Here is a 12,599-nt window from a genome sequence, read left to right as displayed (position 1 = left end):
GTTGCTTACTTGATTTTCGTATCGGCCTTCCAAAGGCCACGCGCGGTTCGGCGCCGCCGCAGGTCAACGGGCCAGGCAACATGACGCTCGACCACGACGACGGCGGCGATCACTCCGCCGCAGAACGGAGTTCGGCCTTCTCGGCGCGCACCGCGCAGAACTTGAATTCCGGGATCTTGCCGAACGGATCGAGCGCCGGATTGGTCAGCAGGTTCGCTGCGGCCTCGGCATAGCAGAACGGCATGAACACCATGTTCTCCGGCACATCGCGGTCGGAGCGCACCTTGACCTCGACCGCGCCGCGGCGGGTCTGGAGCCGGATGAAATCGCCCGGCCACAGCTTCATCTTCCGCATGTCCTTCGGCGACATGAAGGCCACCGCCTCCGGCTCGATCTGGTCGAGCACGGATGCGCGGCGTGTCATCGAGCCGGTGTGCCAGTGCTCGAGCACGCGCCCCGTGGAGAGCACCATCGGGTATTCGTCGTCCGGCAGCTCGTCCGGCGGGACCACCTTGGCCGGCACGATCTTGCCGCGGCCGCTCGCGGTCGGGAAGCCGGTGGTGAAGATGATCTCATTGCCGGGCTTGTTCGGATCGTCAGCCGGATAGGTGACGGCGCCTTCGCGCACCAGCCGTTCCCAACTGATGTTCTTGAGCGACGGCATGAGCTGCGCCATCTCGGTGTAGACATCGCCGGGACCTGAATAATTCCACGGCAGCCCCATGCGCTTGCCGATCTCCTGGATGATCCAGAGATCCTGCCGGGCGTCGCCCGGCGGCTTGATCACCTGGCGCGCGAGCTGCACGCGGCGATCGGTGTTGGTGAACGAGCCGTCCTTTTCCGCGAACGCAGAGGCCGGCAGGATGACGTCGGCGTGGAACGCGGTCTCGGTGACGAAGAGATCCTGCACCACGAGATGATCGAGCATGGCGAGCGCTTCGCGCGCATGCTGGAGATCGGGATCGGACATCGCCGGGTTCTCACCCTCGATGTACATGCCCTTGATCTGGCCGGCGTGGATCGCGTCCATGATCTCGACCACGGTCAGGCCGCGCACGGGATCGAGGTCCTGGTCCCATAGTTTCTCGAAATTCGCCCGCATGTCGTCGCGCCCGACGGGCTGGTAGTCGGGCAGGAACATCGGGATCAGGCCGGCGTCGGACGCGCCCTGCACGTTGTTCTGGCCGCGCAGCGGATGCAGTCCGGTGCCGGGCCGGCCGACCTGGCCGGTGATCAGCGCGAGCGCGATCAGGCAGCGCGCATTGTCGGTGCCGTGGACATGCTGGCTGATGCCCATGCCCCAGAAGATGATCGAGGATTTCGCGGTCGCATAGGTCCGCGCCACCTCGCGCAGGGTTTCCGCCGGAACGCCGCAGATCGGCGCCATCTTCTCCGGCGTGAACTCCTTGATCTTCTCCTTCAGGTCCTCAAAGCCCTCGGTGTAACCCGCAATGTACTGGTCGTCGGTCAGGCCTTCGGTGATGATCGTGTTGATCATCGCATTCAGCATGGCGACGTCGGAGCCCGGCTTGAACTGCAAATGCTTCGTCGCGTGACGCGACAGCGCCTGCCGGCGCGGATCCAAGACGAAGAGTTTTGCGCCGTTCTTTGCAGCGTTCTTGATGTAGGTTGCGGCGACCGGATGGTTCACCGTCGGGTTGGCGCCGATCACCCAGATCACTTCGGCATCCATGGCCGCCGCGAACGGTGCCGACACCGCACCCGAACTCAAACCTTCGAACAGCGCCGCCACCGACGAGGCGTGGCACAGCCGCGTGCAGTGATCGACATTGTTGGAGCCGAAGCCGGTGCGCACCAGCTTCTGGAACAGATAGGCTTCTTCATTCGAGCCTTTGGCCGAGCCGAAGCCGGCGAGCGCCTTGACGCCCTTCTCGTCGCGGATTGTCTTCAACCCGCGTGCCGAGATGTCCAGCGCCTCCTCCCACGTTGCCTCGCGGAAGTGGGTGTAGGGATTGGCCGGATCGACCTGGTCGTTGGCGTCCTTCCTGACGTTGGGCAGCCGCACCAGCGGCTTGGTCAGACGGTTGGGGTGGTGGATGTAGTCGAAGCCGAAGCGGCCCTTGACGCAGAGCCGGTTGTGGTTGGCCGGACCGTCGCGGCCCTCGGCGTAGATCACCTTCTCGTCCTTGACCTCATAGGTGACCTGGCAGCCGACGCCGCAATAAGGACAGAGCGAATCCACCTTCCGGTCGGGATAGGTGACGCGGGTCTGCTTGTCGTCGAGCATCACCGCCGGCATCAGCGCGCCGGTCGGGCAGGCCTGCACGCATTCGCCGCAGGCAACGCAGGTGGATTCGCCCATCGGATCGTCGAAGTCGAACACGATCTTGGCATGGTGATTGCGATACGCCATGCCGATGACGTCGTTGACCTGGACCTCGCGGCAGGCGCGCACGCAGAGGCCGCACTGGATGCAGGCGTCGAGATTGACCCGCATCGCCGGATGGCTGGCGTCGGTGGCCCAGCGCTCGGCCGCCGGGAAGCGGCTTTCGGTGACGCCGGTCTTCTCGGCCCAGTGCCAGAACTTCGAGTCCGGATCGTGCGAGGTCTCGCGCGCCGGCTGGTCGGCGACCAGAAGCTCCATCACCATCTTCTGCGCCGCGAGCGCCCGCGCGCTCTCGGTCTTGACCTTCATGCCGACGGACGGTGTGCGCTTGCAGGATGCCGCCAGCACGCGCTCGCCCTCAATCTCGACCATGCAGGCGCGGCAATTGCCGTCGGGCCGGTAGTCCGGCGCCGGCGAGTAGCAGAGATGCGGAATCTCCTGGCCCTGGCGCTTTGCAACCTGCCAGATGGTCTCGCCCGGATTGGCCTCGACCTGCTTGCCGTCGAGCTCGAACGTGATTTTCGTCATTCGGCAGCTTCCTTGAACTCGTCGGGAAAGTATTTGATCACTGATGTCACCGGATTGGAGGCGGCCTGCCCGAGACCGCAGATCGAGGCATCGCGCATCGCCTGGCTCAGTTCTTCGAGCAGCGCGCGATTCCAGACCGGCCGTTCCATCAACTGCGCCGCCTTCTGGGTGCCGACGCGGCACGGCGTGCACTGGCCGCAGCTCTCGTCCTCGAAGAAGCGCATCAGATTCAGTGCCGCCAGCTTGACGCTGTCGGCTTGCGACAGGATCACGATCGCGGCCGAGCCGATGAAGCAGCCGTATTTCTCCAGCGTGCCGAAATCGAGCGGGATGTCGCCCATCGTGGCCGGCAGGATGCCGCCCGACGCGCCGCCCGGCAGATAGGCATGGAAGGTGTGGCCGTCGGCCATGCCGCCGCAATATTCGTCGATCAATTCGCGCACCGTGATGCCTGCGGGCGCGAGCTTCATGCCGGGGTTCTTCACCCGCCCGGAGACCGAGAAGCTGCGCAGGCCATAGCGTTCGTGGCGGCCGTGGCCCTTCCACCACTCGGCGCCCTTCTCGACGATGTCGCGCACCCACCACAACGTCTCGATATTGTTGATCAGGGTCGGCAGGCCGAACAGGCCAACCTGGAACGGATAAGGCGGCTTGTGCCGCGGCAACCCGCGCTTGCCCTCGAGGCTCTCGAGCAGCGAGGATTCCTCGCCGCAGATATAGGCGCCGGCGCCGCGGCGCATATGCAGCTTCGGCCCGCCGGCGGGCAGCTTCGCGATCTCGCGCGTGAGGATCTCGCGCGATGCCGGATATTCGTCGCGGATGTAGATGTAGACGTCGGACGCCTCCACCACATGCGCGCCGATCAGCATGCCCTCGATGAAGCGGTGCGGGTCAGTCTCGAGATAGTAGCGATCCTTGAACGTGCCGGGCTCGCCCTCGTCGCCATTGATCGCCATCAGCCGCGGACCGGGCTCCCCCAGCACCGCGCGCCATTTGCGCCCGGTCGGAAAGCCCGCGCCGCCGAGCCCGCGCAGGCTCGCATCGTCGAGCGCCTTCAGCAGGTCTTCGCGCGCAAGCTCGCCCGAACGCAGGCGGTTGAGCAGCCTGTAGCCGCCATCCGCGACGTAGGCGTCGTAGCCGATGTAGTCGGGCAAATGCGCGTGGGTGTCGCCCGCCTTCGCCGTCGCCAGCACGTTGTCGACGGTGGCGTGATCGACAAAGTTGTGGCCGACCTCAGCGGCGGGCGCGGTGTCGCAGCGGCCGACGCAGGGCGCACGCACCACGCGGATGCCGGGGCCGGCCGCACTCTGCAACTCATCCAGCAGCTTCTCCGCGCCCAGCATCGCACAGGTCAGCGAATCGCAGACGCGGATCGTCAGCGGCGCGATGTCAGGCTCGCCTTCCTTCACCACATCGAAATGCGCGTAGAAGGTCGCGGTCTCGAACACCTCGGCGAATGACAGCCGCATCTCGTCGGCCAGCGCCGCGAGATGCGCCGCCGAGATCTGGTGATAGCGGTCCTGGATCAGGTGCAGATATTCGACCAGCATGTCGCGCTGCCGCGGCCGGTCGCCGAGCAACAACTCGACCTCGTGGGCGGCGGCAGGGTCGACCTGGCGGCCCTTGGGGGTGGCCTTGGCCCGCTTCCGCCCCGCGCCGGGATGCTCGAAATTACGGACCTGATGCGCGTCATGCGTCGTCATAAGAGGCGTCTCGTTCTCGCTGTCAGATCAACACTGTAACGCTTTGGCATACCAGATGCCAACAAAATTCGAAGCGTTCCAAAGAACTTATACTGGCACGTCGCCAATGATTTAACGGACGACGGCCCCGGCCGATCCCCGGTCTTTTCACCGCGAATGAGAGCGGGAAACCATCCCAAGATCAATAAAGCCAACACATGCTGCGATTGCGCATCCGTATCGATTCCACGCATCAAAATTGAACCGCCGCCATTTGCGATCCTAGATTGTTCCTGCATGATGGTGATGTCTAAAGTTGCCGCGCGACGATCTGGAAAAATGAAAGGGACCTGCAATGTCGGAGACAGTGCAGAAGACCGTACAAATCGAGATTGCCCAGCAAGACGTCACGTTTCTCAAGGCCAATGCAAACCAGCTGTGCTTCGCGAGGAAGGTCAACGATATCTACAACGTCGTGTGGCGGGCCTCCGGCGGCTTTCTCACCTCCAATCGATTCACCTACTCTCCGAAGTATGAGCTATTCGCCAGCAACTCGGTTACCCCCGGCGAAGTGGTGCGCATCGGCACGACTCTGGGGATCCGCCCCGGCGAGCAAGCCGTGCTGGCGGAGAGTGGCATCTTCGGACCGCCCGCTACGGGTGGCCCGCTCGACGGCATCACCTTGATCAACCGGTTCGGCGCCATCCATCCCGGCCTTCGCTGCATCTCGACCGGCATCGATGGCGCTCAAATCGTGACGCCAATCTTCGTAACCCCGCAGGTCGTTGTACCGGGCGATACTGTGCTCACACCGGCGGACAAGGTGCTGGTCTGGTTCCAGCAAGTCGTCGTCCAGGGTGCCGTGTTCGTGCAGCAGCGCATTCCGAACGCCGTCGAGATCGACCTCACCCTCGTGAACAGCGCCACGCGGCTTTATCGGAACGGAGGCTGGTCGCAGCCGTGAGCGTCGGCCGCGGCGCCGCTCTTCCAGAGCGGCGCCTGGTCGACGCCCGCCCGGATCGGCAGCGGGATCGGGCGTCTCAGCTCTTGCCCATGCAGTCTTCGATGTAGAACCAGCGGTCGTCGCCGGCGAGGCCCTTGGACTTCACCTCGGCGCGACAGGCCTTGAACCTCGTCTTGTTGGCGCTCCACTTGGCTTTCATGTCCTTCAGCCTCTCGGCGGTGAGCTTCATCTTCGACGGCTTGGCCTCGGTCGAAGCAGGCGCCGGTGCGGCCGGCGCGGCGGTCTGGGCCGACGCCGTATGGAGCGTGCCGGCGAGAAGCAGCACGGCGGCGAGGCAGGGTCCGGTACGAAACATGTGGGAGAATTCCTTGATCCATTCGTTGAATTGAAAAGGCGAAGCGGGACGAGGCTCGAGGCTCACCGTCCCGCGGATCGCATAATGCGAGGTCAGAGGATCTTGACCGCGCTCTCCAGCGTCTTCCAGACGCCCCAGGCGAGCGGAATGCCGACAAAGAGCCAGAATAGCGCGGCACGTCCGTCGAGACCGCCTTTGCCGATGCCGAACGATCCCGTCGTCGCAGCACCCGCAGTCGTCGTTGCCGCCTGCAGTTTGGCCACCTCGGCATCGCTCATGTGCCACTTCGGATCGACCGGCTTGATCAGGTAGTTGCAGATCAGGCCTGCGATCAGCATGGCGCAGAGGATGTACATCGTGGTGTTGTAGAGCTGGTCGCGCGGCACGCCGGCGGCCAGCTGGAATTCGCGGATGTAGTTCACCACCACCGGACCGATGATGCCGGCGGTCGACCACGCCGTCAGCAACCGGCCGTGGATGGCGCCGACGAACTGCGTGCCGAACATGTCGGCGAGATAGGCCGGCACCGTAGAGAAGCCACCGCCATACATCGAGAGGATGATGCCGAAGCCGAGCACGAACAAGAGCTTCGAGCCCATCGCCGCAAAGGTCGGCGCCAGCGCGTAGAGCGCGATGCCGAGGATGAAGAACGTGTAGTAGGTGTTCTTGCGGCCGATCTTGTCCGACAGCGAGGCCCAGAAGAAGCGGCCTCCGATGTTGAACAGCGACAACAATCCGGCGAAGCCCGCCGCGATCGCCGCGATGGTCGCCTTCTGCTCCGCCGAGAGCTGGTTGAAGCCGACGTCGGGCAGCCCGATCAGCTTGCCTGCGAAGATCTCCTGCAGCATCGGCGAAGCCATGCCGATCACGCCGATGCCGGCCGACACGTTCAGGCAGAGCACCCACCAGATCAGCCAGAATTGCGGCGTCTTGTGCGCGTCCTTCAGGTGCACGTTCTTGGTCGAGATCATCGCATTGGCCTTCGCCGGCGGCGTCCAACCCTCGGGTTGCCAGCCGCTCGGCGGGATGCGGTAGCGGAACGCGCCGATCATCATGAACACGAAATAGATCACGCCCATGGCCAGGAAGGTTTCCCAGACACCGACCGAGGTCGACGTCTTGAAATAGTTCATCAGCAGATTGGCGAGCGGCGCACCGATCATGGCGCCGCCGCCAAAGCCCATGATCGCCATGCCGGTCGCCATGCCGCGGCGGTCAGGAAACCATTTCACCAGCGTCGACACTGGCGAGATGTAGCCGAGACCAAGACCGACGCCGCCGATCACGCCCGAGCCGAGCCACATCAGCCAGAGCTGGTGCGTGTAGACGCCCAGCGCGCCGATCACGAGGCCGCCGGCCCAGCAAAGCGCCGCGACGAAACCGGCCTTGCGCGGCCCGACCTTCTCGAGCCAGCCGCCCCAGATCGCAGCGGAGACGCCGAGCAACACGAAGAACAGCGTGTACATCCACCCGAGGCTCGCGACCTTCCAGTCGCAGCTGGTGGTGAACAATTCCTGGACCAGCGAAATGTCCGGGCATGCCTTCGGCGCGCTCAATCCGATCGCGCGCGACAACGGCAGCCAGAACACCGAGAAGCCGTAGGCCATGCCGATGCAGAGGTGGATGCAAAGTGCTGCGGGCGGCACCAGCCAGCGGTTGAAGCCGGCGGCGGCGATTGTCCGCTCCTTGTCGAGGAAACCTGCGCCTGCCGCAGAGACGCTTCCGGCGCTGCTCATCGTCGTCATTGAAATCCTCCCTGCAGCCCGCCCTCATATGCAGCGGGTCTGCGTCATCGATCCCGTCTAAGCCTCTTGCGACGCAACCGTCACGGTGTTGCGCCACAAGCTTCCCTGCATGCGCTGGGACCACCACGCGCATTCCGGAAGTGTATCCCTCGGCGCGACCGGATATGCCCGATCACGCGGCCTAGTCTGGAAACTGGCCCACCCTCGACGATTGCGCGCCTCTTCCGGGCACGGCTGCATCTCCGCAGCTTGGCGGAGATTATCAATTGGCGCAGAAGGTGGAATGGGTGTCGATAGGTAAAAGGTCGGATCAACCGCGGTGTCAGGCACGCGGCGACGCAGCATTGGGTTTGCCTATCGTCCCATTTGTTTTCTCGATCAGGAACACGATGCGAATCTCGCTTCGCTCGGTGATCTCGACCTTGTCGCCGGTCTCCTGAATGAGGGCAGGAATGTCGATGATCGACAGTGGATCGGTGCAGTGCACCTCCAGGAAATCTCCCGGCGTCACGCCCTTGAGCGCCTTGCGCGTCTTCAACGCGGGCAACGGGCATTTCAATCCGGTGAGGTCGAGCTTTGTCGTGGTCATGGTTCGAACATGGCGAAGCGGCACGGCATCGTCAACGACTGAGCTACCGATCCTCTCTAGACCAGCGTCGCATAGGACAGGAAGCCGACTGTCTGGCCGGGCTCAACCAGCGTCACCTGCTCGCCCAGTTCGACCAGCCCGTCGGTGTCGACCAGCGACGACAGGAGGCCGGCGCCCTCGCGCGGGAATTTGACCGCTTCGAGCGCGCCACCCGCCGCCTTGCGCAAGGTGACGCGGACATATTCGCGGCGCGCGATCTTCTTCTTGTAGGTGAAGGCCGCGCGCACCGGCATCGGAATGAATGGCTCCTGTCGTGCACCCATCAGCGCCAGCACGGTTGGTCGCACGACGTGAACGAAGGTCACGAAGCTTGCCACCGGATTGCCCGGCAGGCCGATGAACGGCGTGCCCTCGATCACGCCCATCGCGACCGGCCGCCCCGGCTTGATCGCCATCCGCCACAGCACGAGCTTGCCGACCGCTTCGACGCCCGCCTTGACGTGATCCTCCTCGCCGGTCGAAACGCCGCCCGAGGTGACGATCAGGTCATGGGCGCCGGCTGCCTTCCGCAGCGCGGCGGCAAGCGTAGTGCGTTCGTCACGCAAGATCCCGAGATCGCTGACGTCGCAACCGAGCCTGTGCAGCATCGCCATCAGCATGAAACGGTTGGAGTCGAACAGCTGCGGCGGTGCGCGGCGCTCGCCCGGAGACACCAACTCGTCGCCGGAGGAGAACACCGCGACGCGCAGCCGCCTGACGACGGCAAGCTCGGTCAGGCCGAACGCCGCCGCAACCGCGACATCCTGCGGCCGCAGGCGCTGGCCGGCTTTCAACGCGGGATGCCCCAGCGGAATGTCCTCGCCCGCGGGGCGCACATTGGCGCCCGCCTTCAATCCCGCAGGCAGGACGACCTTGTCGCCGTCGAACTCGACGTCCTCCTGCATGAAGACGGTGTCGGCGCCGTCGGGCATCGGCGCACCGGTGAAGATGCGCATCGCCTCACCCTGCTTGACCGCCGTTTGCGCCGATGCACCGGCCTGCACACGGCCGGACAGCGGAAACGCCTGCGCATCGCGGTCAGGCAGATCGCGGCTTGCGACCGCATAGCCGTCGACCGCCGAATTGGTGAACGGCGGCAATGGCAGCGGCGCCGCAATGTCGGCGGCGAGAACACGGCCGTCGGCCGCGGCAAGCGGGACGGTCTCGATCTCAGCCACTTTCGTGACGCGCGTGGCGATCAGGCGCACGGCCTCGTCGACCGACATCATCGGCCCGCCAAAGGCAAAGCAATCGTCGGACAATTGCGCCATCGTGCCTCTTCAGCTTTCGGCGGAAGCCGTTGCCAATATGTCGTCGACGGGAATGGCAGCGCGCAGCATCAGCGTGGCGACCGCTTCGACATCATCGAGATGGGCCACCGGCAGCGTGGTTTCAATCGCAACGTCGCTCGCGATCCCCACCACATCGGCGTCCTCGGGGAACAGCAGCGGCTTGCCGTTGGCTGCGCGATGCACCTCGATCTTGTTGAGGTGCTCGCGCTTGAAGCCCTCGACCACGACGAGATCGACCGGTGCCATCTTTGCCAGCAGTTCCGGCAGGCGCGGCTCGCTTGCGCCGCGCAGTTCGTGCATCAGCGCCCAGCGCCGCGTCGAGGACACCAGAACCTCGGTCGCGCCGGATTTCCGGTGCACCCAGGAATCCTTGCCCGGGATGTCGACATCGAACTCGTGATGGGCGTGCTTGATCACGGAGACCCGCAGGCCCCGGCCAAGCAGATACGGGATCACCCGCGACAGCAAGGTGGTCTTGCCCGCACCGCTCCATCCCGCGAGGCCAATCACTTTCATTGCCAATCTCATTCCTCTACCGGAACCTGCTCGTTCCCCGTCATTGCGAGGAGCGAAGCGACGAAGCAATCCATGCCTTCACGGGCGGATAGATGGATTGCTTCGCTGCGCTCGCAATGACGGTCTTGGCCCGGATTTCAATTCAGTTCCAACATGCTTATATCGGCTCTGAGCCCTTGTCATGCTAGCCTGACCGACATGATGAAAATGGAGAAGGCCCCCGCCCCCCTGATCGTCCCCAATCCGGACGATCCGCGCCTGACCGAGCGCGTCCTGGGCACCGACCAGACCGGGGCCCGGGTCGAGATCAAGGTGCCGGTCGAGCGGGCGCTGACGCTTTACCTCAATGCGCAGGAGATCGTCACCATGATGACGATCGGCGACTATCCGGAATACCTGGCGCTCGGCTATCTCCTGAACCAGAACATGCTGAAATACGACGACGTCGTCACCGAGGTCGAATATCACGACGACCTCGCGGTCGTGGTCGTCCGCACCGAGCACCACACCAATTTCGAGCAGAAGCTCAAGAAGCGCACCCAGACCTCGGGCTGCGCGCAGGGCACCGCGTTCGGTGATCTGCTCGAAGCGGTCGAAAGCGTCGCGCTGCCGAAGGCCGAGCTACGCACCTCCTGGCTCTACCAGATGACGCAGGCGATCAACACCATGCCCTCGCTCTATCTCGAGGCCGGGGCGATCCACGGCTGCGTGCTGTGCAAGGAAGGCACGCCGGTCTGCTACACCGAGGACGTCGGCCGCCATAATGCCGTCGACAAGATCGCCGGCTGGATCTACCGCCACGGCGTCGATCCAGCGGACAAGATCCTCTACACCACCGGACGGCTGACCTCGGAAATGGTGATCAAGACAGTGCGGATGGGGATTCCGATCCTGGTATCGCGCTCGGGCTTCACCGCCTGGGGCGTCGAGCTGGCGCGCCAGGTCGGGTTGACGCTGGTCGGCCGCACGCGCGGCAAACGCTTCATCGCGTTGTCCGGGCAAGAGCGCATCGTGTTCGACCAGAACCTCGACTATGTCGAGGAGGAATCGGCGCGCCACAAACGCAAGGGCGAAGCGCGTGACGATTGATATTCCTGGCGTCCTGCTGGCCGGCGGCCTCGCCCGCCGCATGGGCGGCGGCGACAAGCCGATGCGCACGATCGGCGGGCGCACCATCCTGGAGCGCGTGATTGCGCGGCTGACGCCGCAATGCGATCGCCTGATCCTCAACGCCAATGGCGATCCCGCGCGCTTTGCCGCGTTCGGACTGCCTGTTGTCGCCGACGGCGTCGCCGATTTCCCGGGCCCGCTCGCCGGCATTCTCGCCGCGCTCGACTGGGTCGCGACGAACCGGCCTGACGTGTCGCTGCTGCTGAGCGCGGCCGCCGACTGCCCGTTCCTGCCGCGCGATCTGGTCGCCCGGCTGCATCAGTCGCTCATCGCAGAGAAGGCCGAGCTGGCGGTCGCGGCCTCCGGCGGGCAGTCGCATCCGGTGATCGGGCTGTGGAGCGTCGGCTTGCGCGACGAATTGCGCCACGCCCTTGTCGTCGAGGACGTCAGGAAGATCGACCGCTGGACCGCACGCTACCGGCTCGCCACCGTGACCTGGCCGACGACACCGCTCGATCCCTTCTTCAACGCCAATACGATGGATGACATCGCCGAGGCCGAGCGGCTCGCGGCGCTGGACGGGGCCGACAAATAGAAGCGCTACGACTTCGGAAATTCTTGCAGCAAGAGCCACCAACTGGAGAGGCCGTCTCCCTTCAGATCAACCCCAGGAGGATGAAGACCCCGATCTCGATCAGAACCGCGGTGCCTAGCGTGGCAACAGTTAGAAACGCATCTATCGGCTCTATGGAGTACATGGCTCGCCTCGCATCGCTGCGAAGCCCCGCTTCTTCAATTCACAAATGCTAGTGAGGTTTCGGTTCCAGCCACAAAATCCGCTTGTCCGTCGATCCCTATCACCCGGTTGATATACCTCGAATTTTCCAACCAGGGCTCTCTACACGCTACGACAGGAACACGGTAATGTTCCATGCATTCGCCGCAGCGGAGTTTCGCGCATGCCGCGTTCGCCGTCGATCGTGCCGCAACAAGCGGACCATGACACCTATTTGGTGCTGAACGACTTTGGCAGACTCGGCCGGGCCTGGTGCGAAACGGATGAGGAAGGCACCGACCGGAAGACGCTGATCCGCCGTCTTTTGGACGACCAGTACAGCCACCCGGTCCGCATCGTGGCCTTCAACACTGCCGAAGGATGGTCTCGCGACGTGACCAAGGACATTGCCGATGAGCTCCGGCGCCGCATGGTCGAGTACGATGAAGTGCCACGCTCCGTGCAGGAGTTCGTGGAGGGGACCGTCCGGCACTGACCGGAACACGACGGCCGCCGACCTTGTCCGAAGCGCAATCGATGTCCCATCCGAACCGGGCCAGGGTGCGACAAATCAACCCGACGGGCAAATATTCCTCTTCCCTCGACGGGCAAATCAGTGGCACGAATCCGCCCGTCTCACCCGCTTGAGGGGCGCTG

11 protein-coding genes are annotated in these 12,599 nt (G+C 64.3%); 4 read left to right on the top strand and 7 right to left on the bottom strand.

Annotated elements, in window-relative coordinates:
* Positions 1–109 precede the first annotated feature (109 nt).
* Complete coding sequence (fdhF, locus tag ACFFWD_RS25000) at positions 110–2,875, bottom strand: formate dehydrogenase subunit alpha (RefSeq protein ID WP_376969575.1); 2,766 nt, start codon at positions 2,873–2,875, stop codon at positions 110–112.
* Positions 2,872–4,578, bottom strand: coding sequence for an NADH-ubiquinone oxidoreductase-F iron-sulfur binding region domain-containing protein (locus ACFFWD_RS24995; protein WP_376969573.1), 1,707 nt, complete (start codon positions 4,576–4,578; stop codon positions 2,872–2,874). The genes fdhF and ACFFWD_RS24995 overlap by 4 nt, the downstream gene beginning before the upstream one ends.
* A gap of 346 nt (positions 4,579–4,924) precedes the next feature.
* Here ACFFWD_RS24995 and ACFFWD_RS24990 point away from each other — a divergent pair, with 346 nt between their 5' ends.
* Positions 4,925–5,521 (top strand): hypothetical protein, encoded by a 597-nt coding sequence (locus ACFFWD_RS24990; RefSeq protein WP_376969571.1) that lies wholly within the window; start codon positions 4,925–4,927, stop codon positions 5,519–5,521.
* Between the two features lie 76 nt (positions 5,522–5,597).
* Here the strand turns inward: ACFFWD_RS24990 and ACFFWD_RS24985 are convergent, their stop codons facing one another.
* The 5 genes from ACFFWD_RS24985 to mobB all read right to left on the bottom strand — a co-directional run bounded on the left by ACFFWD_RS24985 (position 5,598) and on the right by mobB (position 10,057).
* A complete protein-coding gene (locus ACFFWD_RS24985) occupies positions 5,598–5,876 on the bottom strand; it encodes a hypothetical protein (RefSeq protein ID WP_376969569.1) in 279 nt (92 codons plus the stop codon).
* 92 nt (positions 5,877–5,968) lie between these two features.
* Positions 5,969–7,621 (bottom strand): OFA family MFS transporter, encoded by a 1,653-nt coding sequence (locus ACFFWD_RS24980; protein ID WP_376969567.1) that lies wholly within the window; start codon positions 7,619–7,621, stop codon positions 5,969–5,971.
* A 322-nt stretch (positions 7,622–7,943) separates the two neighbouring features.
* The gene (locus ACFFWD_RS24975; protein ID WP_376969565.1) at positions 7,944–8,210 is read right to left on the bottom strand and encodes a sulfurtransferase TusA family protein; all 267 of its coding nucleotides are present in this window, start codon (positions 8,208–8,210) and stop codon (positions 7,944–7,946) included.
* A gap of 56 nt (positions 8,211–8,266) precedes the next feature.
* On the bottom strand, positions 8,267–9,520 hold the full coding sequence (locus ACFFWD_RS24970) for a molybdopterin molybdotransferase MoeA (protein ID WP_376969563.1): 1,254 nt from the start codon (positions 9,518–9,520) through the stop codon (positions 8,267–8,269).
* Positions 9,521–9,529: 9 nt separating this feature from the next.
* Positions 9,530–10,057 (bottom strand): molybdopterin-guanine dinucleotide biosynthesis protein B, encoded by a 528-nt coding sequence (gene mobB / locus ACFFWD_RS24965; protein WP_376969561.1) that lies wholly within the window; start codon positions 10,055–10,057, stop codon positions 9,530–9,532.
* A gap of 198 nt (positions 10,058–10,255) precedes the next feature.
* Between mobB and ACFFWD_RS24960 the strand changes: the two genes are divergently transcribed.
* From ACFFWD_RS24960 to ACFFWD_RS24950, 3 genes are all read left to right on the top strand, one after another.
* Positions 10,256–11,146, top strand: a complete 891-nt coding sequence (locus ACFFWD_RS24960) for a formate dehydrogenase accessory sulfurtransferase FdhD (RefSeq protein WP_376969559.1) — start codon at positions 10,256–10,258, stop codon at positions 11,144–11,146.
* Entirely contained in the window at positions 11,091–11,762 is a 672-nt protein-coding gene (gene mobA / locus ACFFWD_RS24955; protein ID WP_376969557.1) for a molybdenum cofactor guanylyltransferase MobA, read from the top strand. The genes ACFFWD_RS24960 and mobA overlap by 56 nt, the downstream gene beginning before the upstream one ends.
* A 364-nt stretch (positions 11,763–12,126) precedes the next feature.
* On the top strand, positions 12,127–12,438 hold the full coding sequence (locus tag ACFFWD_RS24950; protein ID WP_376969555.1) for a hypothetical protein: 312 nt from the start codon (positions 12,127–12,129) through the stop codon (positions 12,436–12,438).
* The last annotated feature ends 161 nt before the right edge of the window (positions 12,439–12,599 follow it).

The organism is Bradyrhizobium erythrophlei, from assembly GCF_042430365.1.
In the GTDB taxonomy this organism is placed as follows: domain Bacteria; phylum Pseudomonadota; class Alphaproteobacteria; order Rhizobiales; family Xanthobacteraceae; genus Bradyrhizobium; species Bradyrhizobium erythrophlei.
This window is presented reverse-complemented; position numbering and strand designations above follow the sequence as displayed.